At 62.3% G+C, this 23,315-nt stretch carries 24 protein-coding genes, 1 tRNA gene, 1 pseudogene and 1 riboswitch; of the genes and pseudogenes, 2 read left to right on the top strand and 24 right to left on the bottom strand.

Annotated features, from left to right (window positions below; genetic code table 11):
• Positions 1–37: 37 nt before the first annotated feature.
• The 22 genes and pseudogenes from ACKXF9_RS12340 to ACKXF9_RS12235 all read right to left on the bottom strand — a co-directional run bounded on the left by ACKXF9_RS12340 (position 38) and on the right by ACKXF9_RS12235 (position 20,429).
• Positions 38–712, bottom strand: coding sequence for a precorrin-8X methylmutase (locus tag ACKXF9_RS12340; protein ID WP_418266401.1), 675 nt, complete (start codon positions 710–712; stop codon positions 38–40).
• On the bottom strand, positions 709–2,211 hold the full coding sequence (locus tag ACKXF9_RS12335) for a cobyric acid synthase (RefSeq protein ID WP_418266400.1): 1,503 nt from the start codon (positions 2,209–2,211) through the stop codon (positions 709–711). The genes ACKXF9_RS12340 and ACKXF9_RS12335 overlap by 4 nt, the downstream gene beginning before the upstream one ends.
• The gene (locus ACKXF9_RS12330) at positions 2,208–3,275 is read right to left on the bottom strand and encodes a pyridoxal phosphate-dependent aminotransferase (protein ID WP_418266399.1); all 1,068 of its coding nucleotides are present in this window, start codon (positions 3,273–3,275) and stop codon (positions 2,208–2,210) included. The genes ACKXF9_RS12335 and ACKXF9_RS12330 overlap by 4 nt, the downstream gene beginning before the upstream one ends.
• On the bottom strand, positions 3,272–4,225 hold the full coding sequence (cbiB, locus tag ACKXF9_RS12325; RefSeq protein WP_418266398.1) for an adenosylcobinamide-phosphate synthase CbiB: 954 nt from the start codon (positions 4,223–4,225) through the stop codon (positions 3,272–3,274). The genes ACKXF9_RS12330 and cbiB overlap by 4 nt, the downstream gene beginning before the upstream one ends.
• Complete coding sequence (locus ACKXF9_RS12320; protein ID WP_005943240.1) at positions 4,222–4,821, bottom strand: histidine phosphatase family protein; 600 nt, start codon at positions 4,819–4,821, stop codon at positions 4,222–4,224. Before ACKXF9_RS12320 ends, cbiB begins: the two co-directional genes overlap by 4 nt.
• Positions 4,815–5,135 (bottom strand): bifunctional adenosylcobinamide kinase/adenosylcobinamide-phosphate guanylyltransferase, encoded by a 321-nt coding sequence (locus ACKXF9_RS12315; RefSeq protein WP_418266397.1) that lies wholly within the window; start codon positions 5,133–5,135, stop codon positions 4,815–4,817. Before ACKXF9_RS12315 ends, ACKXF9_RS12320 begins: the two co-directional genes overlap by 7 nt.
• Positions 5,132–5,884, bottom strand: a complete 753-nt coding sequence (locus tag ACKXF9_RS12310; protein ID WP_418266396.1) for an adenosylcobinamide-GDP ribazoletransferase — start codon at positions 5,882–5,884, stop codon at positions 5,132–5,134. The genes ACKXF9_RS12315 and ACKXF9_RS12310 overlap by 4 nt, the downstream gene beginning before the upstream one ends.
• Positions 5,881–6,402 (bottom strand): bifunctional adenosylcobinamide kinase/adenosylcobinamide-phosphate guanylyltransferase, encoded by a 522-nt coding sequence (locus ACKXF9_RS12305; RefSeq protein ID WP_418266395.1) that lies wholly within the window; start codon positions 6,400–6,402, stop codon positions 5,881–5,883. Before ACKXF9_RS12305 ends, ACKXF9_RS12310 begins: the two co-directional genes overlap by 4 nt.
• Positions 6,396–7,460, bottom strand: coding sequence for a nicotinate-nucleotide--dimethylbenzimidazole phosphoribosyltransferase (gene cobT / locus ACKXF9_RS12300; protein ID WP_418266394.1), 1,065 nt, complete (start codon positions 7,458–7,460; stop codon positions 6,396–6,398). Before cobT ends, ACKXF9_RS12305 begins: the two co-directional genes overlap by 7 nt.
• A gap of 5 nt (positions 7,461–7,465) precedes the next feature.
• Complete coding sequence (locus tag ACKXF9_RS12295) at positions 7,466–8,812, bottom strand: cobyrinate a,c-diamide synthase (protein WP_418266393.1); 1,347 nt, start codon at positions 8,810–8,812, stop codon at positions 7,466–7,468.
• On the bottom strand, positions 8,809–10,005 hold the full coding sequence (gene cbiE, locus ACKXF9_RS12290) for a precorrin-6y C5,15-methyltransferase (decarboxylating) subunit CbiE (protein ID WP_418266392.1): 1,197 nt from the start codon (positions 10,003–10,005) through the stop codon (positions 8,809–8,811). Before cbiE ends, ACKXF9_RS12295 begins: the two co-directional genes overlap by 4 nt.
• Positions 9,993–10,739, bottom strand: a complete 747-nt coding sequence (gene cobK / locus ACKXF9_RS12285; protein ID WP_418266391.1) for a precorrin-6A reductase — start codon at positions 10,737–10,739, stop codon at positions 9,993–9,995. The genes cbiE and cobK overlap by 13 nt, the downstream gene beginning before the upstream one ends.
• Positions 10,736–11,518, bottom strand: coding sequence for a precorrin-3B C(17)-methyltransferase (cobJ, locus tag ACKXF9_RS12280; protein ID WP_418266390.1), 783 nt, complete (start codon positions 11,516–11,518; stop codon positions 10,736–10,738). The genes cobK and cobJ overlap by 4 nt, the downstream gene beginning before the upstream one ends.
• Entirely contained in the window at positions 11,511–12,509 is a 999-nt protein-coding gene (locus ACKXF9_RS12275; RefSeq protein WP_418266389.1) for a cobalt-precorrin 5A hydrolase, read from the bottom strand. The genes cobJ and ACKXF9_RS12275 overlap by 8 nt, the downstream gene beginning before the upstream one ends.
• Positions 12,506–13,267 (bottom strand): precorrin-4 C(11)-methyltransferase, encoded by a 762-nt coding sequence (gene cobM / locus ACKXF9_RS12270; RefSeq protein WP_339395781.1) that lies wholly within the window; start codon positions 13,265–13,267, stop codon positions 12,506–12,508. The genes ACKXF9_RS12275 and cobM overlap by 4 nt, the downstream gene beginning before the upstream one ends.
• A gap of 4 nt (positions 13,268–13,271) precedes the next feature.
• Positions 13,272–13,976, bottom strand: coding sequence for a precorrin-2 C(20)-methyltransferase (gene cobI / locus ACKXF9_RS12265; RefSeq protein WP_418266388.1), 705 nt, complete (start codon positions 13,974–13,976; stop codon positions 13,272–13,274).
• Positions 13,964–15,244, bottom strand: coding sequence for a cobalt-precorrin-5B (C(1))-methyltransferase CbiD (cbiD, locus tag ACKXF9_RS12260; protein WP_418266688.1), 1,281 nt, complete (start codon positions 15,242–15,244; stop codon positions 13,964–13,966). The genes cobI and cbiD overlap by 13 nt, the downstream gene beginning before the upstream one ends.
• 168 nt (positions 15,245–15,412) lie before the next feature.
• Positions 15,413–15,913: pseudogene (locus ACKXF9_RS12255) on the bottom strand (ABC transporter ATP-binding protein); the annotation flags it as partial.
• Positions 15,910–16,926, bottom strand: a complete 1,017-nt coding sequence (locus tag ACKXF9_RS12250) for a FecCD family ABC transporter permease (protein WP_418266387.1) — start codon at positions 16,924–16,926, stop codon at positions 15,910–15,912. The pseudogene ACKXF9_RS12255 and the gene ACKXF9_RS12250, both read right to left, overlap by 4 nt.
• Positions 16,927–16,956: 30 nt before the next feature.
• A complete protein-coding gene (locus tag ACKXF9_RS12245; RefSeq protein WP_418266386.1) occupies positions 16,957–18,096 on the bottom strand; it encodes an ABC transporter substrate-binding protein in 1,140 nt (379 codons plus the stop codon).
• A 134-nt stretch (positions 18,097–18,230) separates the two neighbouring features.
• The gene (locus ACKXF9_RS12240) at positions 18,231–19,079 is read right to left on the bottom strand and encodes an iron transporter (RefSeq protein WP_418266385.1); all 849 of its coding nucleotides are present in this window, start codon (positions 19,077–19,079) and stop codon (positions 18,231–18,233) included.
• Positions 19,080–19,196: 117 nt separating this feature from the next.
• Positions 19,197–20,429, bottom strand: coding sequence for a sirohydrochlorin cobaltochelatase (locus tag ACKXF9_RS12235; protein ID WP_418266384.1), 1,233 nt, complete (start codon positions 20,427–20,429; stop codon positions 19,197–19,199).
• Positions 20,430–20,593: 164 nt separating this feature from the next.
• A riboswitch (cobalamin riboswitch) is annotated at positions 20,594–20,805 on the bottom strand.
• Positions 20,806–21,063: 258 nt separating this feature from the next.
• Here ACKXF9_RS12235 and ACKXF9_RS12230 point away from each other — a divergent pair.
• Both ACKXF9_RS12230 and ACKXF9_RS12225 read left to right on the top strand, forming a co-directional pair.
• A tRNA-Tyr gene (locus tag ACKXF9_RS12230) sits at positions 21,064–21,148 on the top strand.
• A gap of 152 nt (positions 21,149–21,300) precedes the next feature.
• Positions 21,301–21,552 (top strand): DUF6061 family protein, encoded by a 252-nt coding sequence (locus tag ACKXF9_RS12225; RefSeq protein WP_418266383.1) that lies wholly within the window; start codon positions 21,301–21,303, stop codon positions 21,550–21,552.
• Positions 21,553–21,650: 98 nt separating this feature from the next.
• Here the strand turns inward: ACKXF9_RS12225 and ACKXF9_RS12220 are convergent, their stop codons facing one another.
• Positions 21,651–21,827 (bottom strand): hypothetical protein, encoded by a 177-nt coding sequence (locus ACKXF9_RS12220; protein ID WP_243139235.1) that lies wholly within the window; start codon positions 21,825–21,827, stop codon positions 21,651–21,653.
• 17 nt (positions 21,828–21,844) lie between these two features.
• Positions 21,845–23,110 carry a plasmid recombination protein gene (locus tag ACKXF9_RS12215; RefSeq protein WP_418266382.1) on the bottom strand — a complete coding sequence of 422 codons (1,266 nt, stop codon included), beginning with the start codon at positions 23,108–23,110 and terminating at the stop codon, positions 21,845–21,847.
• Positions 23,111–23,315: the final 205 nt, after the last annotated feature.

Here is a 23,315-nt window from a genome sequence, read left to right as displayed (position 1 = left end):
CGCTGTTTGCGGAGAAAGCGGTCTGTCGGCCTTTCCTTTATCCTTTCCACCCTCTGGCAGAGGGGTCCAGCATTTCGGCGGCAGAATAAACAAGGGCGTTGCAGATGGCTGCGGCCACATTGCTGCCGCCCTTGCGGCCCATGGCAGCAATGGCAGGCACGCCGTGCTGTTCGCAGACCGCAAAGAGGGTCTCCTTGCTTTCCACCACGTTCACAAAGCCCACCGGCACACCGATGACCAGCGCAGGCCGCAGCCCGGCTTCTATTTCTTCCGCGATGGTCAGCAGGGCTGTGGGCGCATTGCCCACGGCAAGGATGGCCCCCGGGTGCTCCCGGGCAGCGCGGTGCATGGCAGCCACGGCGCGGGTGGTGCCCGCCTGCTTTGCCGCTTCGGCCACAGCGGGGTCGGCCATGTAGCAGACGGCCTCACAGCCCAGCTTTGCAAGGCCCGGTCTGGAAATGCCCGCCAGCGCCATGTTGGTGTCGGTGACGATCACCGCACCCCTCTGCAGGGCCCTGACAGCGGCCTGCACCGCGCCAGGAGTAAAGCGCAGATTTTTTGCGTAGTCGAAATCGGCAGTGGTGTGGATGACCCGTTTGACCACCGCAGCCGTCTCCGGCGGCGGGGTCAGGCCCAGCTCGTCCAGTTCCCTTGTGATAATGGAGATGCTCGTCCGTTCAATGTCGGCGGGCAGATGATGCTGCGGTGTCATGCGTTCTCTCCTTTCGGTCCGGCAAGGCCCATAGCGGCGTAAACGGCAGGCAGGTCCAGCGCCGCACGCACGCCGTCTGCCAGCAGGTCAAACTGCTGCTGACGGTATTGTTCCATGGGGATGAGGTCGGCCCCGGCCGGGTCAATCCCCTTCTTTCTGCACAAAAAAGTGGTCAGTTTTTCGGTCAGTTCGCCGGTGTCGAACAGCCCATGCAGGTAGGTGCCGAACACATTGCCCTGCACACAGCCCTCCGGCGTGCCGTCTGCAAGGGTGCAGAACGCACCGCCCCGCACCTCGGTGCGGCCTGCGTGGATCTCGTAGCCCGTGAGCGCTGCCCCGGCAAAGGGGGCAGCGGCAGCGCGGGCTGCGGTCTGAGTCAGGTGCTTTTCGGTGCCGAACACCGTCGTGGTGGGCAGCAGGCCAAGGCCCCGCAGGGTGCAGGGGGTGCCGCTCTCCTCCCCTGCCGGGTCGCAGAGCCGTTCGCCCAGCATCTGATAGCCGCCGCACACACCCAGCACCGGTGTACCGGCTGCCGAAAGCCTGAGCACCGCCGCTTCCAGTCCGCTTTCCCGCAGCCAGCGCAGGTCGTCCATGGTGTTCTTGGTGCCGGGCAGGATGACGAGATCCGGCGCGCCCAGCTGGCGGGTGTGCTGCACATACCGCACGCCCAGCAGCGGGTGCTGTTCCAATGGGATAAAGTCGGTGAAGTTGGACACATGTGGCAGGCGCAGGATGGCGATATCCAGCGGCTTGACGGCGTTTTTTGCTTCCAGACGGTCCGAGAGAGAATCCTCGTCCTCGATCTCCACCCGCAGATACGGCACCACACCCACTACGGGCAGGTGCGTTTTTTCTTCCAGCATGGCAAGGCCGGGCCGCAGGATCTCCACATCGCCCCGGAACTTGTTGATGATGAGCCCCCTGATGCGGGCACGCTCGTCGGCTTCCAGCAGCTCCACGGTGCCGTACAGCTGCGCGAATACGCCGCCCCGGTCGATATCGCCCGCCAGCAGCACCGGTGCATCCACCAGCTTTGCAAGGCCCATGTTGACGATATCATCCGCCTTCAGGTTGATCTCTGCCGGGCTGCCCGCGCCTTCGATCACGATGATGTCGTTCTCGGCGGCAAGGCTGTTGTAGGCTTCCAGAATGTCCGGGATAAGGCTGCGCTTCATCCTGAAATAATCGGCGGCGGACATCTGGCCCCGGGCTCTGCCATTTACGATGACCTGACTGCCCACATCGCTGCTGGGCTTGAGCAGGATGGGGTTCATCCGCACATCCGGTTCTGTGCCCGCAGCCTGCGCCTGCACCACCTGCGCACGGCCCATCTCCGCGCCATCGCGGGTGACGAAGCTGTTCAGAGCCATGTTCTGGCTTTTAAAGGGTGCCACACGGTAGCCGTCCTGCGCAAAGATGCGGCACAGCGCCGCGCACAGCAGGCTTTTGCCCGCACCGCTCATGGTGCCCTGCACCATAATGCATTTTGCCTTGCTCATTGTGCCACCTCCGGCAGGGTTTCGGCCAGCAGTGCAAGCAGCTGCCGGTTCTCGTTTTCTGTGCGCACGGCGGTGCGGTACCAGCCTGCGTCCAGACCCGGATAGTTGCCGCAGCTGCGCAGCACTGCGCCCTTGTGCCGCAGCGCAGCGCCCAGCGCTTCCGGTGCCCGGAACAGCAGATAGTTGGCCCGGCCCTCGATCACCCGCAGGCCCAGCGCCCGCAGGCCGTCTGCCAGCACAGGCCGCTGTGTTTCGATCAATGCACGCACCTGCGCCACATAGTCCGTCTCGTCCAGCGCGGCGATGCCTGCCGCCTGCGCCAGACCGGACACCGCCCACGGCTGGCCCGCTGCCTGCATCCGGGCAAGCAACTCTGTATCAGAGCACAGGCAATAGCCCAGACGCACGCCTGCCATGCCGTAAAGCTTGGTGAAGGCTTTTAAAATAATCAGTTTTTTGCTGTTTTTCAGCAGATGCTTTGCCGAAAGGCCTTCGCCCTCCGGCAGAAAATCCAGAAAGCATTCGTCCATGGCCAGCACTGCACCCACGGCCTCGCATCTGCGCAGCAGGGCCTCCACAAGGGCAGGCCGGACCAGCTGACCGGTGGGGTTGTTGGGCTGACAGAGGAACACCAGATCGATGCCCGGGTGCACTGCATCAAGGATGGCGTCCGTCACCGCAAAATCGTTTTCCTCCTGCAGAAAATGCCGCTCCACCCTGCAGTCCACAGTTCCCAGTGCCGTGGCGTACTCGGCAAAGGTGGGTGCCGTCACAAGGGCGGTGCGGGGCTTTTCGGCCAGCGCCAGCCGGAAGATGAGGTCTGCCGCACCGTTGCTGCACAGCAGCCATTCGGCGGGCACACCCTCAGCCGCAGCCAGTTTTTCACGCAGGGCCCGGCACAGCGGGTCGGGGTAGCGGTCGGCCGTGGCAAGGGACGCCGTAATGGCCTTTGCCACGCCCCCGGGCAGACCCAGCGGGCTGACATTGGCCGAAAAATCCAGCGGGTCGCGGCCAAACTCGGCGCGATAGCCCGCCCAGTCGCCGCCATGGGTCAATTGTTTCATGCAAGGAACCCCCGTATTGCTGCACCCCATGCCAGCGCAAAGCCGCTTGCCACATACATCATGCGGTTGGCGCGCAGGATGTCCTGCGGCTCAATGGGGCGCAGGGCATCGCCGATGGTGGGCTTGGGGTAATATTCGCCAAAATAGTAAGCCGGGCCGGCCAGCTGCACGCCCAGTGCACCGGCGCAGGCGCTTTCGGTCTGGGCGCTGTTGGGGCTGGCGTGGCAGTGCCGGTCCCGCCGCCAGATGCGCCATGCACCCTTGGCATCGTTTCCGGTAAAGGCCGCAGCCGCCACCCACAAAAGGGCGGCAAGGCGGCTGGGGATGTAGTTGGCCACATCGTCCAGCTTCGCGGCTGCACGGCCAAAATAAAGGTACTTCTCGTTCTTGTAGCCCAGCATGCTGTCCATGGTGTTAATGGCCTTGTAGGTCAGCGCCAGCGGTGCCCCGCCGATGAGCATATACAGCAGCGGTGCAATGACGCCGTCGCTGGCATTTTCGGCCACGGTTTCCACCGCAGCCTTGGTCACACCCTCGGCGGTCAGGTCCTGGGTGTCGCGGCCCACGATGCGGCTCACGGCTTTGCGGGCAGCGGGCAGGTCGTTCCGGACCAGCTCGTTATACACATTTGTGCTCTCCTGTGCAAGACCTCTGGCTGCCAGCGCCTGCCCGCACCAGAACATCTGCACGGCAAGGCCCAGCCACGGGCTGAGCTTTGCCGCCGCCAGACACACAAGGCTCGTGACCAGAAAGGTGCCCACCGGCAGGCAGAACGCCGTCATGGCACCGCCCAGCAGCTCTCCCTGCGGGGTGCCGGGCAGGCGGGCGCGCAGGAACTTTTCCAGCCGGGAGATGCATCTGCCCATGAGCACCACCGGGTGCGGCAGCCACGCCGGGTCTGCAAAGAGAGCGTCCAGCACAAAGCCGCCGACAACTGCCTGAAGGATCATGCCCTGCTCTCCTTTGTGTACTGGACGGTCTTCACGAGATACAGCAGATGCTTTTCCGTCCAGTCCTTTGCATCCAGCACAAAGCCGCCCGCGTTGGGCCCGCACCATGCGTAGTAGTCCCTGTGGGGGACGGCAAACCGCTCCATGGCGGCCATCTGGGTGCCGCCGTGGGCCAGAATGACCAGCCGCTCTTCGCCTGCGGCAAGGGCTTTATCGATCAGCTCTGCCACGGTGCGGCAGATGCGATCCGAAAAGTCCGTCTTGCGCTCTCCGTCCGGGCAGGGGCTTTCGCAGTTGGCCTTCACCCATGCCTGATACTCGGGGTCCTTTTCCATCTCGATGAAATTGCGGCCCTCAAAGCTGCCAAAGCACATCTCTTTCAGGCCGTCCACCGGCACAAGCTTTGCCTCCGGGAACAGGATGCGCGCCGTCTGGCTGGTGCGCTGCAGGGTGGAAACATAGACCACATCGGGGTCAAAATCTGCCCGGCGCAGCTGGGCAGCGCCTTCGGGTGAGAGCGGGATGTCGCGCTGGCCCTGATAACGCTTCTGGGCGTTGTATTCCGTCTGGCCATGACGCAGAAGATAGATCAGCATTGAGACAATTCTCCTTTCAAAACCGTTGGGATGCCGCAGAACATCTGCACAACGCACTCTGCCCGTGCGGCCAGCAGGCAGGCAAGCCTGCCCGCCGCCTCGCGGTCGGCACGCTGCTTTGGGTCCATCGGCACAACACCGCCGCCTACCTCGGTGGCGATGAGGATATCGTATTCATGGGCAAGCTTGTCTGCCAAGGCAGACAGGTCGGCGGCATCTGCCGCCAGCTGCTGCACATCGGCCAGCGCCTTGCCGGGAAGCGTTTGCGCAAAGGTGCGCTTGCCGCTGTAGAGCGGCCCGGTAATAAAGATCATAGCAGTCCTCCCCACTGGCAGGCACACAGCGCCGCCAGCATCCAGAGCTCGGCCTTTTGCAAAAACCACCCGGCAAGGTCGCCGGTGATGCCGCCGAACTGCTTCCGGCTCACGGCATGGTAGCGCCAGAGCACCGCCAGCGCTGCCAGCACCAGTGCCCAGCCGCCCAGCGCCGCCATGCCCATGCACAGCACTGCGGCCAGCACCGCCAGCACCCGACGCACCACAGTTTTGTCTGCCGCAGTGGCAAAGGTGTGCGCAAGACCGGTGTTTTTCGCCATGGGGAATGCCGCCACTGCATAGCCCGAAAGCGCCCGTTCCAGCACCAGCGCCAGCGTCCACAGCGCCCCCGCCCGGGGGGTGAACCGCACGCAGGTGCACAGGGCAAAAGTCGCCAGAAAGTAGCTGCACAGCCGGATGACCGCAAAGGCGCCGCAGTGGGGGTCTTTTAATATTTCCAGCTTTTTCGTGCGGTCGCCGTAGCTGGAAAGGGCGTCGCAGGTGTCGGCGTAGCCGTCCAGATGGATGCCGCCCGTCACCCACACAGGCACCAGCGCAAAGCCCGCCGCCTTTGCAAGGCCCGGCAGAGGCAGTGCCCCGCACACGCACCATGCCGCCCCAATCATCACACCGATGAGCGGGAAGGCGCACATGGCGTAGCGCATATTTTTTTCGTTCCAGTCGAACTGCGGCACCGGGATGGCTGAAAACATGGCAAAAGCCACCGCGATGGTCTGCAAAACGATCATTTTTCCACTCCTTTATAGTACACGGGGATGCCGCATACCACCCGCACCACTGCATCGGCCCGGGCGGCAAAGGCATTGTTCACCTGCGCCAGTGCCCGCAGATAGCGGTCTGTATCGCCGGCATAGTCAGCCCCGCCGCTGAATACCTCGTTGGAGACCACGATGAGGTTTTCGCACTGGGCAGAAAGGCTGTCCAGCCCTCGCAGGATGGCAGCGGCGGCATCCTCCCCTGCCCCGGCGGGGTCGTACAGCTCGTTGGCCGCAAGGTTGCCTAGGTCTTCCAGCAGGGCCGTGCCCCGGGCAGGCAGACGCAGCTTTTCCAGATGCAGCGGGCACTCCACCGTTTCAAACTGCTTTGCGGCCCGCATTTTGCGGTGCTTTTCCACCCGGGCGGCACACTCGGCGTCCCATACCTGCATGGTGGCAAGGTACCAGCGGGGGCCGGTGGTCCTGAGCACAAGGCTCTCGGCATATTCGCTTTTGCCGCTGGCTGCGCCGCCCAGCACCAGCGTCAGCATTGGGGCTTGTACGGCTCAATGCCGCCCTCCGCAAAGGAATAGCACCCGCCGTACACCGCCAGTGCCATATCCCACAGCGGGATGCTTGCCACCGCACCGGTGCCCTCGCCCAGATGCAGCCCCGCCGTGATGACGGGTGCCTTGCCCAGTGCTTCCAGCACCATGCGGGCCGCAGGCTCTGCGGAGCAGTGGCTGGCGAACACAGCCTTTGCCGCCGCCGGGCACAGCCGCACGGCGCACAGCGCGGCTACCCCGCTGATAAAGCCATCTGCCAGCACCGGCACCCCGGCCAGCGCCCCGCCCAGAAAGACGCCGCACAGGCCCGCGATGTCAAAGCCGCCCAGCTTGGAAAGCACATCCAGCGGGTCCTCCGGGTCCGGCTCGTTCTTCAGGATGCCGCGGCAGATGGCATCCACCTTGCGGGCAAGCCCCTCGTCCGAAAGGCCCGCACCGCGCCCGGTCATAAGCTCCACGGGCTGGCCCAGCAGCACCGCCGCCACCGCGCTGGAGGTGGTGGTATTGCCAATGCCCATTTCGCCGGTGGCGATGAGCCTGTAGCCATCCTCTGCCAGTTCCCGGGCAAGGGCGATGCCCTCCCCAATGGCCTGCACCGCCTCAGCCCGGCTCATGGCGGGCCCTGCCGTAAAGTCCATCGTCCCGGCAGCAATGCGGCAGTTCCGCACGCCGGGCACCGGTTCGCCTGCCATGCCCATGTCCACGGGCACCACATCACAGTGGGCCGCGCGGGCCATCTGGCACACACTGGTGCGCCGCATTGCAAGGTTTTCGGCCACGGCGCGGGTCACTTCCTGCCCGGTCTGGCTCACCCCCTGCGCCACCACACCGTTGTCCGCGCAGAGCACCGCCACCGCCCGGCGGGAGAGATCAAACTCCGCACTGCCGGTGAGGGCGGCGGCGTCCTCCAGCATGGTCTCCAGCCGGCCCAGCCCGCCCAGAGGCTTTGCAAGGCTGGCCCAGTGGGCGTGTGCCGCTGCGCGGGCGGCTTCGTTGGCCGGGGTGATACCCGCCAAAAGTGCATTCAGTTCCGTTTCGGTCATTTTGGTCATCCTTTTGTTTTGCTGTATCGTTCTGCCGCACGCACAAAGCGTCCCGGCAGGGGCGTGCCCGCCCAGTATAAATGCGGGAAGCCCGCATAGAAATTCTCGTTTGCAAAGCCGCATTCCCACTGCATTTTCTCGTTTTTACGGGCCGTAAATGCAGTGCCGTTTGCGGTGGAATCCCAGTGGTGAAATTCGTGGACGGGCAGGCTTTCTCCCGCGCGGAACAGCATACTGTCCCGCTTTGCGGTCAGGACAGCATAGCCGAACCGCACCAGCCTGCCCGCCCGGACGCCTGCTCCCGGCAGGACGCCCGCCATGGGCCAGCTCTTTCCCTCGGTGTCCTCCAGACTCTGCCCGAGATACAGAAAGCCGCCGCACTCTGCCGCTGTCGGCAGACCGGCGTTCACAGCTTCCCGGATGGAGGCCCGCATGGTTTTATTTTCGCTCAGGGCCTGCGCATACAGCTCCGGGTAGCCGCCGGGCAGATACAGCCCGCAGACTCCCTCCGGCAGGGCAGCATCCCGCACCGGGCTGAAAAATACAGGCTCCGCGCCCGCCTCCCGCAAAGCGTCCAGCGTTTCGGCATAGGTAAAGCAGAAGGCTCCGTCCCTCGCCACGGCGATGCGGACAGAAGCGGAAGCCGTTCCCCGGGGAGAAAGGCGTCCGCCCTCGGGACACGGCCTTTCCGTCACCGCCGCCAGCTTCTCCCAGTCCATCACCAGACGGTCTGCCAGCAGAGCGATCTTTTCCTGAATGTCCGTGATCTCGCCTGCGGTCTTCAGGCCCAGATGACGGCTTTCCACCGCCGCCTGCGGCAGGTTGGGCAGATAGCCCAGCACCGGCAGGCCGGTCTCCCTTTCCAGCAGGTCTTTGAGCATTTTATACAGCTTTTCGGAGCAGCTATTGAGCAGGATGCCCGAAATATGGCTGTTTTTGCGGAAGTGCACAAGGCCCTGGATCTCTGCCGCCAGCGTTACGCTGGTCCCTCCGGGCTGCACCACCAGCAGCACCGGAAGCCCCAGTGTGTCTGCCAGCTCCCATGCGCTGGCCCGGGTGGTCAGGCCCTGCCCGTCGTAAAAGCCCATGGCCCCCTCGCACACGGCAGCGCCGTGTCCGGAGGCGCAGCGGGCGTAAAGCGCCTGCACCGTGGGCCGGTCCGAGAGGAACAGATCCAGATTATGGCTGTCCACCTGCAGAGCAGAACGGTGGAACATGGGGTCGATGTAGTCCGGCCCGCTTTTGAAGGCGCAGGGGTCGGCCCCGCGCTTTTTCAGTGCCGCCAGCACTGCGCAGGTCATGGTGGTCTTGCCGCTGCCGGACCGGGGCGCGGCGATGAGGAATTGCATCATTTGCGTATACCCGTAATGAGGAAGATGGGGTTGTTTGCCATGAGCAGGTGAAGACGGCCTGCCTGCTTTGTGCGGCTGACCGCCAGCTGCACCACCTCGGCGGCAAGGCCCCGGGCGGTAAAGGCGGCAGCCGCAGCGCTCAGCGTTTCCAGCGCAATGGCGGAAATGCAGATGCGCGCGTCCGGGTTTTTGGCAAGTACGGCATCCAGCACGCCTTCCATGCCGCCTTTTGTTCCGCCAATGAACACGGCGTCCGGCGCAGGCAGGTCTGCCAGTGCATCCGGGGCGCGGCCCTCGATGAGGGTGAGGTTGTAAGTTTGGAACTTTGCCCGGTTCTGCCGGATCAGGGCACAGGCGTCCGGATCGCACTCCACGGCATACACACGCCCTTTAGGCGCTGCCAGTGCCAGCTCCACGCTCACACTGCCTGTGCCTGCCCCCACGTCCCACAGGATATCCGCAGGCTTCACGGCCAGCTTTGCCAGTGCGGCAGCGCGTACCTCCTGCTTGGTCATGGGCACCTGGCCCCGGATGAAGCTTTCGTCCGGGAAGCCCGGCGTGCGGAAATGCGGGACATCGAAGTTTTCCACCAGAAGCACGCTGAGCGGTGCAAAACTCTGTCCCGCCAGCTCCGCCGCAGAGCCGTAGCGAATGGCTTCTTCCCCGGTGCCAAGGTTTTCGCCCACCACGCCGTGGGCTTCGCCCATGCCGGCATCGGCCAGCTTCCGGCAGAGGGTGGCGGGTGTTTCGGCCCCGCCGGTGAGGAAAAAGACGGAGCGCTCTGTCATGCACTGCGCCACCGGGTCGCAGGCACAGCCGTGGGCCGACACCAGCTTCCAGTCCTGCCATGGGCGGCCCAGCGCCGCCGCCAGCAGCTGAATGCTGGAAACGCCCGGATACACCCGCGCAGGGATGCCCAGCGCCCGCAGGGGCGTGAGCAGGCCGGACGCGCCGGAATAAAACCCGGTGTCCCCGCTGTAAAGCACGGCAGCATCCTGCCCGGGAGCCTGTGCCAGCGTTTCAAGGATCTCGGCAGGCTGATAGAGGGCAAACTGCCGGGCAGTGCACTCGGGCGGGAGGCCCGCCAGCAGCCGCTTTGCGCCAAACACAAGGCCCGCCCTGCGCACAGCGTCCTGCGCCTGTGCCGACAAAGCCTCCCAGCTGCCGCTTCCCATACCGATCAGTGTGACCATTTCAAAATCTCCTGACAATGCGTGAATAATCCTGCCTCGGTCTCGCCGACCTCCTCCGGACGGCGCAGCACCACCAGCTGTACGCCGGTCTCGGCTGCGGCCTGCACCTTTTCGGCAAAGCCGCCCGCCGCGCCGCCGTCCTTGGTGACGAGATACCGGATGTGGAACTGTTCGATCAAAGCTTTGTTCAGCTGGCAGGAAAACGGCCCCTGCATGGCAATGATGTTCCGGTGCGGGATCCCGGCTGCCTCGCAGGCGGCGATGCCCTCCGGTGTGGGCAGGACCCGGGGATAAAGCCGCGCCGGGTCCAGCGGCGCAAACGCTGCCAGCTCCTTGGCACCGGTGGCAAGCAGGATGTTTTCCTTCGTTCCGGCAAGGTACTCTGCCGCCTGCGCCGCGGTCCCGAACACCACACAGTCCTCGGGCAGCGGGCTCCGGGCCCGCAGCAGGCGGCGGTATTCCACGCCGGCCTGTGCCGCCGCAGCGCGGATGTTCCGGGTCACATCCACCGCGTACGGATGGGTGGCATCCACACAGAGGTCTGCACCCGTCAGCAGCGCCGCCATGGCATCCGGTCCCAGCCGCCCGGCGTGGACCGTGATGCCCGCCATCTCGCCCTGTTCCTCGGCTCCCAGCGGCGTGGCCACACACACGGTCACCTCAGCCCCCAGTGCCGCCAGCTTTTTGGAGAAGCGGCGTCCCTCGGTGGTGCCGCTGAACACGACAGTTTTCATTTGCGATACCCCCGGGGCGTGACCATCCGGCCCGAAAGGGCGCGGGTGTTCCCGTTGCCGATGTACACGGTGGTGAACATATCCACCGGCGTGTCTTCCAGCTCGGCCAGCGTCAGCACCCGGGCGCTCTGGCCCTCGCGGCCAATGTTGCGCACAAGGCCGCAGACCGTCTCCGGTCCCTTGCCGTTTGCGCGCAGGATGCGCACCGCCTTTTGCAGGTAGTCCGGCCTGCCCTTGGAAGAGGGATTGTACAGTGCCACGCAGAAATCGCCCTGCGCGGCGCAGGCCAGCCGCTTTTCGATGACCTCCCACGGGGTGAGCCGGTCGGAAAGCGAGATCACGCAGAAATCGTGGGCCAGCGGTGCGCCCAGCACCGCCCCGCCGCTGAGGGCGGCAGTGAGTCCGGGCACCACCTCCACGGCAACATCCGGGTAATCCTCGGCCAGCTCCAGCAGCGGACTGGCCATGCCGTAAACACCTGCGTCGCCGCTGCACACCAGCGCGACCCGCTTGCCGGTGCGGGCCTTTTCCAGCGCCCAGCGGCAGCGGTCAATCTCCTGCGTCATGCCGGTAGCATAGTATTCCTCGCAGGGGAACTCAGGCTCGATCAGGTCAATGTAAAGCTTGTAGCCGCAGATCGCATCCGCATGTTCAAGGGCGCTCTGGGCTTCCTGGGTCAGATAAAAAACATCGCCGGGGCCAAGGCCCACCACGTAAACAACATTCTCGGGCCGGTCCATGTCCCATCCGTCCATCTCAAATTCGTACCTGTCAGACATGCTGCCACCTCCAATCCGGGGAAAAGGGCCGCGCAGCCAGCGCAAAGGTCACGCCGGTGCGGGCAAATTTGTGAAAAAACAGCGGCCCGCCTGCAGCCAGCACCGCAGCGCGCTCGCAGACGTTATCCACGCCGGTGACGCTCTGCACAAAGGCCGAGGGCGTAAAGCTGCCGGGGGCCTGCCGCAGCTGTTCCGCCGTGAAAAACTCCACAGGCCAGCCTCGACTCTGGCAAAAGGCCAGAAGGCCCGCTTCGTTCTGCTTCAGATCGATGCTGGCCGCCGCCGCGATGCACTGCGGGGCAAAGCCTGCCTGTGCGCAGAAGGCCGCAAAGGCTTCGGCCAGCGTGTCGGCGCCGGTGCCGTGCCTGCACCCCACCCCCAGCACGCCGATGCGCGGCACAAGATGCAAAGCATCTCCCGCCGGGCACAGGGTGAGGGCAAGCTCCGGGGCCGCTGCATCTTCTGCAAGGCCCGCAGGCGGGCTGCCTGCAATGGGCCAGTCGGATGCGAACCGCACCGTTCTGCCCGCCAGCAGTGCGCCGCTGACCTTTTTGATGCGCTCCGGCTCCAGCACGGCACAGTTCTGGTGTCTGGCCCATTCATCCACCGCAAACACACCGTTTGCGTCCGTGGCAGTGGTAATGACCGGCACCGCGCCGCACACAGCGGCCAGCCTCCGCGCCAGCTCGTTGGCCCCGCCCAGATGGCCGGAGAGAACGGGCACCGCAAAGCGTCCGCACTCGTCCAGCACCACCACCGCCGGGTCAGACGCCTTGCTTTTGCAGTGGGGCGCAATGGCCCGCACCGCAATGCCCACCGCACCCACAAAAATAAGGGCATCACTGTGTGCAAACTGCCAGGCCGTCCAGTCCGCAAGGCCCGGCTGCCCGGGCTCATGGCCGCAGCGGGCCACGCTGCCGGGATATTCTGCGGCCAGCTTTTCCGCCAGCGCAAGGCCCTTTGCCGTAAAGGCAAGATAGGCCCGGGTCACTGGTCTGTCCCCCTGCGGAACTCAGTGGTAAAGGCCGGGTCGTACAGCTTGCTGCGCTCGTAGTTCCGGCCCAAAAAATCACCCACCACGATGAGCGCCGTTTTGGTGATGCCCGCTGCATGAACGCTTTCCGCCAGCGTGCCCACAGTGCAGCGGACGGTCCGTTCTTCCGGCCATGTAGCCTTGTACACCACCGCTGCCGGGGTATCCGGCGTGTAGGCTCCGCCCGCCAGAAGTGCCTGCTGCACCTTTTCCACAAGGCCGATGGACAAAAAGATCACCATGGTGGCCCCATGGGCGGCAAGGCCTGCCAGCTTTTCCTTTTCCGGCACCGGGGTGCGGCCCTCCATACGGGTGATGATGACGGTCTGGCTCACGGTGGGCAGGGTGTACTCGGCGTTCAGCGCCGCTGCCGCACCGCAGAAGCTGGAAACACCGGGGGTATCATCGTAGGGAATGCCCTCGGCATCCAGCACATCCATCTGCTCCCGGATGGCACCGTAAAGGCAGGGGTCACCGGTGTGCAGGCGCACGGTGATCTTACCCGCAGCTTCCATCTGCCGCATCACATCCAGCACCTGCTCCAGCGTCATTTCAGCGCTGTTATAAATGGCGCAGTCTGCCTTTGCAAGGCCCAGCAGGGCCGGGTTCACCAGACTGCCCGCATAGATGATGCAGTCGGCTTTCTGAAGCAGGGCCGCGCCCCGCCGGGTGATGAGGTCCGGTGCGCCGGGGCCTGCGCCTACAAAATGTATCATAACATCACTCCTTTACCAGAACGGTGGTAAAATAGCCCGGCTGGACCTGCGGCTGCCCGCGGGAAAGGTCCGGGCAGACCTGTTCATCCGGCAGGCCGCAGTTGCACACAAGGGCGCTGTTTTTCAGCTTATCTGCCTGCCGCAGGGTATCCAACAAGGCAGGCAATTGCCTGCCGGTCTTCATCAATACTTTGGTGCCAGACGTATCCAGCATGCGGCCCGCCCAGCTGCCCGGCGCAATGGTGAGCGGTGCATCCATGCCGCCGGTCAGCGGCACATTCAGCCGCGCCGCCGCCGCACAGAAGCTGGGCACCCCCGCCGCCATGGCGGTGGGATAGCCCTCTGCTTCCAGAAGGCGCTGCAGATAGCCAAAGGTGGCATAGATGGAAACGTCCCCAAGGTTCAGCATGGCAGTGTCCTGCCCGGCATCCAGATAAGGCCGCACCGCCTGCACTGCTGCTTTGTGGGAAGCCGCCAGCACAGCCGGGTCGCGGCTCATGGCAAAGTGCAGCGGGACGATGGTCTTGCCGTCCAGCGCTTTTCCCAGCGCACTGCGGGCGATGTCCAGCGCCAGCATCTGGCCGGAAGAAGTCTGCGGCGCAGCCAGTACCGGGCATTTCCGGATCAGCCGCACCGCCTGCAGGGTCAGCAGCTCCGGGTCGCCGGGGCCTACGCTGACGCCGTAAAAGGTGCCTTTCAGTTCTGCCATTCCTTCATCAGCTCCTTTGCAATACAGGTCTCGCCCAGCGGGCCGTGCTGGTTGGAAAACAGCACCGCGCCCACCCGGAACGCCCCGCCTGCCCGTCGGTCCAGATGCATCTGGATGGCCGCAAGGATGCTTTCCAGCACCGGGCCGCGCAGCCCTGCGCCGTCCAGAATGTCAAGGCAGGCATCCGTGGTGGCGGCATCCATCAGGGCAGCGCACACTTCGCGCCGGGCCCCGCACAGCGCCGCATGGGCGCAGAACACCTCGGCACGGCCATCTGCCGTGTGGGAATGGGTGTTCATGACCCCTGCCGCCAGCTTGCAGAGCTTGCCCACGTGTCCCACCAGAAGCACCTGTTCAAATCCTGCCGTTGCCGCCATATCCAGCGTATCCCCGATGAAGTTGGAGGTCTTGACCACCGGGAACCGCTCGAACTGCGGCAGAGCGGAGGCCAGATAGTCCAGCCCGTAGTTGCCGGGTGCCAGCACCAACCGCCGAGGACCGGGGGCATTTTTTTCCCGCAGCGCAGCCTGATTCATTTCCAGCTGGATGGTATCCAGAATCGCCTGCTGGCTCATGGGCTCCACGATGCCGCTGGTGCCCAGCACGGAAAGTCCGCCCTCCACCCCGATGTGCGGGTTGAAGGTTCGCTTTGCGGTCTCGGCACCGCCCTCGATGGAAATGGTCACTGCAAAGCCGCCGGTGTAGGCAGCATTTTCAGCTTCCCGTTCCAGTGCCTCGGCGATCATCTGGCGCGGCACATGGTTGATGGCGGCTTCGCCTACGGGCTGGTCAAGGCCGGGCTTCGTCACCCGGCCCACCCCCTCGCCGCCAAAGATGCGCACGCCGGGGGCATCCGGTTCCAGCACCACCGATGCAATCACCGGCAGGCCCGTGGTCACGTCCACATCGTCGCCGCCGTCCTTGCGGATGGCACATGCGGCACCTGTGTCCGTTCTGCGGCACCAGAGGGGAGCCACCTCCACCACGATGCCCTTGGGCGTGCGCAGGGCCACCGTTTCCGGTTCGCGGCCGGTCAGCAGCAGACGCGCCGCCCCGGCAGCCCCCAGCGCGGCACAGGTGCCGGTGGTGTAGCCGCAGCGCAGCAGCTTCTGGCCGCTGCGGACGTAATGCTCAAACTGCGGCTTTCCGGCGGGTGCCTTTTCGGCTTCCGGCTCCGGCGTACCGAACAGAGCCGTGTACTGCTGTTCGGTCAGGCCGTACAAAGCGCGGATGTTCTCCGGCTGAAACGCCTGTTCCGGGGTCAGCACGCCGGAAACACCGCCGGGCGAAACGCACACCACCGTGTCCGCTATTTTTTCGGCCAGCTCCAGCTCGTGCAGGCTCAGGATCACCGCCAGCTTTTGGGTGTGTGCAAGCGTTCCGAGGATAGTGAGCAGTTCAATTTTGCCCTTGATATCCAGAAAAGAGGTCGGTTCGTCCAGCAGGATCACTTCCGGCTGCTGGCACAGGGCCCGGGCCAGCAGGATGCGCTGGCGCTGGCCGTCGCTGATGCGGTTAAAATCCCGGTCTGCCAGCTGCGCCGCGCCCACCAGCTCCAAGGCTCTGTGCACCTGCTGCCTGTCCTCGGCAGACAAAATGCCCAGCCGTCCGGTGTAGGGATAGCGCCCCGCCGAAACAAAGTCGAAGCAGGTGGTCAGCTCCATCCGGCGGCTGTGCGGGGCCATGAGGGCCAGCTTCTGCGCCCGCTGGGTACCGGTGTAACCGGCAAGGCTTCTGCCTTCCAGCAGCACCGTGCCGCCCATGGGGGCCAGCTGACCCGCCAGCGTGCGCAGCAAGGTGGATTTGCCTGCGCCGTTGGGGCCGATGAGGGTCAGGATCTGACCCGGCTGCACCCCGAGGCAAATATCCGAGAGCAGCGGTGTCTTGCCGTAGCCGATGGCAAGACCCTGTGCTCCGCACAAAAAATGTTCCTTCATCGTGCCCCCTCCTGACTGCGCCGCACCAGCAGCCAGATGACCACCGGTGCGCCGAACACGGCCGTGACCGAGCTGATGGACAGCTCCGTGGGCGCAAACAGACTGCGGGCCAGCAGGTCGCAGAACAGGCAGAAGGCCGCACCGCCCAGACAGCACCCGGGCAGCACATGCAGCGGCTTTGCGCTGCCCAGCAGCTGCTTTACAAGGTGCGGCACCGCGATGCCCACAAAGGAGATCGGCCCCGCAAAGGCGGTGACGCAGGCGGCCAGCAGACTGGAAAGCAGCACCAGCACCGCCGAGAAAAGCCTGACGTTCACGCCCACACTGCGGGCGTACTCCTCGCCCATCTGGTAGGCCGCCATGGGTTTGGAGAGCAGAAAGGCAGCCGCCAGCACCGGCAGCGTCACCAGCGCCGCCGCCTGCACGTTGGCCCATGTCATGCCGGAAAAGCTGCCCTGCGACCAGTTGTGCAGGTTGACGATGTTGGAGTCCTGTGCAAAGGCCACCACGATATCGGTGACAGCGGAACAGATGTAGCCGATCATCACACCGCAGATGACCAGAATGCTCATGCGCTGCACCCGCCGGGCCACCGCCAGCACAAAGGCCATGGCAGCCATGGCCCCCGCAAAGGCAGCCGCGATCATGGTGGCCGAGCTGGTCAGCATCCCGCGGTCCAGAAACACCACCATGGTCAGGGCCACCGCCAGCTTTGCGCCGCTGGAAACGCCCATGACAAAGGGCCCGGCAATGGGGTTTGCAAAAAAGGTCTGCAGAAGGTATCCCGCTGCGCTGAGGGCTGCTCCCAGCAGCGCCGCCATGACCGCGCGGGGCAGGCGCAGCTGCAGGATGATGTTCCCCGCAAGCACATCGCCGCCCTTGCCCAGCAGCGCTGCCAGCACTGCACCCGGCGCAAGGGATACGCTGCCCCAGAACAGGTTCAGCGCAAAGAGCACAGCCACGGCTGCCGCAAGGGCAATATAGGCGGCTGCAAGGCGTCTGGTACGGGTCATAGGCTTTCCTTTCTGTAAAATTCCCATTCTTTAATCCACATGGGTGAGGAATTTCAGTTCACCGGCGGCAGGTGTGCCCTTGGTAAACACCCGGTTCATGTCCACGATCAGGTCTGCCAGCTCCATGCTCTGCTGGAACAGGCTCTGGGTGGTGCACCACACCTGACCGTTCTGCACCGCTTTGAACTCGTTCAGCAGCGGGAAACGCTCGGTCAGCTGGCTCACCGATGCGATCATGCCCTCGATGGCGCTGTTGTAGATGAGCACGTCGGCATCCTTTGCGCCTGCATAGAAGTCCTCAAGCGGCAGGTTCATGGTAGCAAGGCTGTTGCCATTGTCCGTCAGGTCCGCAAAGACATAGCTGCCGCCTGCCATTTCGATCATGCGGGCCACATAGTCACTGCCCTTGCGCACAGTGGCAAGGTTGTTGGTGGTCAGCGAGAAGAAGGCGCAGCTTTTTCCCGTGGGTTCCTGCGAGAGGATGGGCTGAACGGCTGTCTCCTGCGCGGAAAACACACGCTCTGCCTGTTCTTCCCTGCCCAGCAGGATGCCGTAAAGCTTGATCCACTCCATGCGGGCCAGCGGGTCGCTCTCGTAGCTGGAACGCTCTACCAGCACCGGGATGCCAAAGTGTTCCAGCTGTTCCTTTACCTCCGGCGTGTGCAGGATCATGGTATTCTCAATGGCAAGGCGGCAGCCCGCCGCCAGGATCTGCTCGTAATCCGGGGCGCTGTACTTGCCCGCATACGCGATTTTTCCCTCTTCCATGGCCTGCTGCACTGCGGGCAGATACCAGCCCTCGGCCTTGGTGCCGGAAAAGGCCACGCTGTCCAGTGCATCCAGATGCAAAAGCAGATCCATCACCGAGGTGGAGACCAGATAAATATTCTCCACCGGCTGGCGCAGCACGGTCACATCAGCGGGCAGGCTGTCCACCTCCGCAGCATCTTCCGGCACAACAAGGAACCGCGTATCCGACTCCGCGATGGTCAGCATGGTATAGCCGCCCTCATAGCAGTCCGCCGTGAACTGCTGTGCATAGTCCAGCTGGTAATGATGGGAGAAAACAAGACTTTCTGTATTGGCAGGCTGAGCCTTGCTGCCGCAGCCGGTCAGCGTCAGCGCCGCAGCGGGGATCAGTTTCAGAAATTGGTTGCGAGTGATCTTCATAGGTAACTCCTTCCGTCACGGCTTGCGCCGTGCCACCTCCCTCATAGAGGGAGGCTTTGGCAGTACGGTAAAGTTTATCTTTTTGCCAAAGGCCCCCTCTTTGAGGGGGCTGTCACCGAAGGTGACTGGAGGAGTCACTTCAGACTTGCGGAATCAAAGGTCAGCGTGTACTCGATCTCGTGGGGGGTGCTCATGGCCACGGTGTCGGCGGTGACATCCAGTGCAGTGTCCAGCGCGGCAACGGGGATCTCAAAGGTGGAATTGCCCTCGGTGTTGGTGGGCAGATACTTCTCGCCGTCCACGAGCATATAGTCGTAGTTGGGGCTGCTCCACACGATGGCAGCGGTCATTTTTCCGTCTGCCACGGTCAGGGCGGCGGGGCTCTCCACGGTGGCACGGCCGGAGCCGCCTTCCAGCGTCACCTCACAGGTGTAGGTGCCATCGGCGGGAGCTGCGGTGCCAGCCTGTTGGACCGCGTTGCGCACGCTGACGACATGATCGTACCACTTGCCCTTGGTGCCCAGAATGGCCAGATCAAAGTCGGCATCCACGGCAGAGACCGGGATATCAAAGCCGTACACTTCCTCAGAAGTGCCGTCGGAGTAGGTGACGGTATCAGTGGTAGGCTGCAGCCAGTCGGCCTCGTGGTCGGCAGCATCGGCAGCCTTGCCCAGATACAGGTTGACGATGTGGGTGGACGCCAGACTGACGTGGAAGGTCATCTGGCCATTCTCCACGGTCAGGGTGCCCTTGCCGTCGCAGGCTTCGTTGGCGTGGAACATGCTGCTGTCGGTGTCAAACTCGGCGGTATACACACCATCCGGGAGAGCGGCGGTCTCAACGGCAGAAGAAGCTACGGAAGAAACAGCCTCCGAGCTGGCAGCGCCGGACGCCGCGGAAGATGCCGTGGAAGAAGCGCCGCAGCCCGCCAGCAGGCTCAGCGCCAGAGAAGCAGCGACAACACAGGAAAAAACGCGTTTCATAGGAAATACCTCTACATTATAAAAAATCAGCTTTTATTATACCATTGTTCGGATAAAAAATGAACCCTCTCCACCGGATGCCGCAAAGCGGCCGCGAAACGGAGAGGGTTCGTTTAATCAACCGTTCAGAGAATCGATTGCCGCCTTGGTGTGGGCGACATACAGCTTCTGGACATCCTCGATCTCACCCAGACCAGCGATCTGGCAGTCAACCGACTCAAATGCGCCGGAAGCGTTGAACATGCTCAGCCAGGAATCATCCTCCGAACCGGCCATGTCGTTGTTGGCGTGATCGCCGGCAACCACCATCAGCGGGCGCAGGATCACCTTGGTGTAGCCTGCAGCCTTAACAGCCTCGATGACGTTCTCGCAGGCAGTTTCCTCCGGCTCGCCCTCAACGGTGCCAATGAACACATTGTCATAGCCCAGAGTCTGCATGGTGGTCTGCATCTGGCTGTAGCTCACCTTTGCGGTGTGCGAGGTGCCGTGGCCCATAAAGACAAAGGCGACCTTGTCCGCGGCAGCGGCATCCAGACTGTCGTAGCCGGCTTCCTTCACGGCAGCAGCGGTGACAGCCTTGGCAACGTCTTCCTTATCCTGATTGATGATGGTGGCATCGGAGCCGACCTCACCCAGCAGGGGCTCAGCCACAGCGACAGATTCAAACTTGTCGCGGTAGGTGTCGATCATTTCCATCATTTCGTCGTACTCAGCGCCGTGCATCAGGTGGGTGGGCTGGATGACAAGGTTCTTCACGCCGTTTGCCACAGCGCGGTCCATGGCCTGCTGCATGTTGTCGATCTTTTCGCCGTCACGGGCCTGCACATGGTTGATGATGATCTGTGCGGTGAAGGCGCGGCGCACGCTCCAGTCCGGGTATGCGGCCTGCAGAGCATCCTCGATGCCCTTGATGTCCTTCACGCGGCTGTCGTTGAAGGAGGTGCCGAAGGAGACCACCAGCAGCTCGTTGTCGCCGATGTCGTCCTGATTGCGGGCATCGTCCTTGGAAGCATCGCCGGTGTCACGGCCAAAGTAGTCGGGATCAGCGTTCTCGCCTTCCACCAGTTCCTTCTGGGTGTCGGTCAAAGCATCCCATGCAGCCTTGGCGGCTTCGCACTGAGCGTCGGTGTCATCATTGCGCTCCTGCACATAGATGGCATCGATCAGGTCTGCCACATTCTTTGCTGCCATTTCGTCAGCCTCCTCGCTGCTCACTTCGCTGGAAGCGGCAGACGCAGCGGTGCTGGATGCAGTGCTGGAAGCAGCACCGCCGCAGCCGGTGAGCACGCCGGCGCACAGGGCCAGAGCCGTAACGGCTGCAGCCAGCTTCTTGGTTTCGATCTTTCTCATTGTCTTGTCCTTTCCTGTGGATAAATTGCGGCCGAACCGAACAAAGGGTACAGGAAAGTGAGGTAAAAAAGAGGCCCTTTTGTCCTGCGGATGGCATGACAAAAAGACCTCTGATTTTTTCAGGGCTTTTTGGTACAACCAATTCCTCGTGATCTGGGGCTCAGGCCCCCGTACCAACAGCAGGCAGGTTTCCTGACTGAAAGATCGCCGCCCGGCGCCGCCTTCCCGGAGCAATGCTCCAGTGGCCGGTGCGCACAGCACCTTGACGCGGACTCCCTTATCACAGTGACGAGATCGTGCGGGATCTGCACCCGCTTCCCTTTTACCCTTCCCACCGCGCAAAGCGGCAGAAGGCACCTGCTGTTTTCTGTTCAGTTCGTCCGGAATTATAACATAGAATTGCGCAGAATGCAATCCGGAGCCGCCGGATCTGCCGCTTATTCAATAAATATTTTTGCAGTAAAAAAGACGGATGTCCGCCGTTTTCGCACAAAGCCATCCGCATTGCCGCACCCCGCCTTCGACGGGTGCAAAAAAGCTTTGAAGAAAAAAGTAAAAAACAGTTGACAAAATCCATTTCCCATGCTAAAATAAGCAAGTCGTCCGGCGAACGGACGCACAAAAAAATGAATATGGGCGTGTTCCCGAGTGGCCAATGGGGACAGACTGTAAATCTGCTGCTTTCAGCTTCGGTGGTTCGAATCCACCCGCGCCCACCAAACAAGAAAAATCCGAACCTGTTTCCGATTGGAGAAGGGTTCGGATTTTTCGTTTTCTTCGGGTACAACAATGAAGGCTCCCGTGGACGGCGTAAAACTCCGATACCTTGTCATAGACCGTAAGCCACTAACAAGATTTGGAGGATGCGATTATGAAGTACGATGCAAGAGCTTGCAAGTTTAACATGGATACCGGGTGTGTGGAGTTGACTCTCCAAGATGGGAGAAAAATCTCCATCGACTGTACCGGGGTTGAGGATGCGCTGGACGTGACCATGGCACAGCAAACCGAACTGGACTACCTTATCTACAATGACCCGCTGAGCTATGCCGATTTGATTCTGAACGGTGACCCGGAGGAATATTTGAAAAATGCAGCCGGGAGCCATGGGCTAGAAGATTAAGGACAAAAAAATAAGAGGTGTGCCCAACTGGACACACCTCGGTGAGATACATCTATGTAAGGCAGGGCGTTCCTTTCATCGGGAGCGTCCTGCTGTTTTTATGCTGCAACAGGCAAGGCTTGTAGAGCTTCCTGCTCTTTCAGCCATTCCTCATATTCACGCTGGCCTTCCTCGCTGTTGAAAAACTCAACTATGGAGGGATAAAAGCAACGTGCAAGGGTCTTGATTGCTTCATCCGGGTAGCCGGATTTGTTCGACTTCTTCTTTTTGTTCAAATGGTATCCTCCGAAAATCAAAGTTCCATATCCTGCCCACGCTTGCGGCTTCGCTGCGGCACATTCATGGTGCGCTCCTGCTTGGGAGCAAGAATCTTTTCCAGAAAACCGCGCACCAGTTCAGGAGCACGGTGGAGCGCGTCCAGATAGGGCTTCACTTCATACCAGAGCTCATGATACTTTTGACCCCAATGAGCAGCTTCCTTCTTGGCGGTGGAAAGTTCTTCTTTCAAGCGACGGTTCTCCACGTCCATCATATAGCCGTGGTCGGCTTGCTTTTTCAGCTTGGAAAATTCTTCTTCGGTCAGCGAGTAGTTACCGAGAAAGGTGCGCTTGCCGATATAATCCAAATCGCGCACATGAATGAGGGCTTCTTTTGTGAGCGTGGCCTTTTTCTGCACAGCAGCAAGTTCCTTTTCGGTCTTGGAGAGGGTTTTGTTGGTTTGGGTGAGGTGCTGCTCTTTCTGGTCAATCTGGGCGGTCAGGCTGTCCAGCCGTTCCTGCTCCCGTTGAACTTTGAACTGGGTGACGGTCAGGTGTTCTTCGGTGCTGCCACGCTCGCCGCGCTCCACATCGGTGTACCCGGCAGCGCGCATATAGTTGAAAAAATCGTCCTGCAAGATGCTGTACGACTTCTTCAGGACTGGCTTGCCGTTCTTTTGCAAAACAGGCTTTCCGGCATCGTCCAGCAGGGGCTTGGATGCCCACTTCTTGCTCCGGCTGACCTGCATGACGGTCTCCTTGACGGTGCCGACCAGTGCCTTGTCCTTGCAGCGTTTCGACCAGAGGATCTGCTTTTCCACCACAGGCACATAGACCACATGGAGATGATAGTGGTAGACTTCACGGCCTAATGCTTCGGTCATGGCACGGTTGATCTCATCGGCGTGCATGACTGCCGAGAGGATATACTGCTCACCGCCCACGATTTGAACGGCAGCTTGGTAGGCATCCTCATAGAACTGCTTGGCGAACTCGTAGCCGCCGTGGTTGTCAAAGTAGGCCGAGTTGACATCAAAGACAAGCTCGCAATAATGGGTGGCATCCGGCTTCAGGCCGCGCGTGGAAATCGTACCAGCGGTTTCCAGTTGGGCGAACAGGTCAGTGTAGCTGGCGGTTGGCTTTTTGAAGTGGACGTTCCATGCAGCGCGCTGGGGGATAATATCGGGGTTCCGATAGCTGTCCTTTTCACGCTCATTGTGCTGCTGGGTGTTGCCAACGGCCTTGTCCGAAACGGCGAGATTTCGGACACTGGTGCGGTCAACGCCATCGTTTCTTGCCAAAGGGCATCCCTCCTTTCAAGGTTCATCGAGAGGTGACGGGGAACGGAGATGCACTTCTGCGGAAGTGTAATAACCCACTATGACACTTTCATCCCTATGGTCTGCAAAGTGTAGTGGGCTCTTCGAGGACTCTCCGAGGGGGAACGTCTCCTGCGGGAGAGTTAATCGAGTTCACGTTTGCGAAGCAATGAAAGCCCCAGTGGGG

The organism is Faecalibacterium sp. 9 (assembly GCF_048320955.1).
In the GTDB taxonomy this organism is placed as follows: domain Bacteria; phylum Bacillota; class Clostridia; order Oscillospirales; family Ruminococcaceae; genus Faecalibacterium; species Faecalibacterium wellingii.
This window is presented reverse-complemented; position numbering and strand designations above follow the sequence as displayed.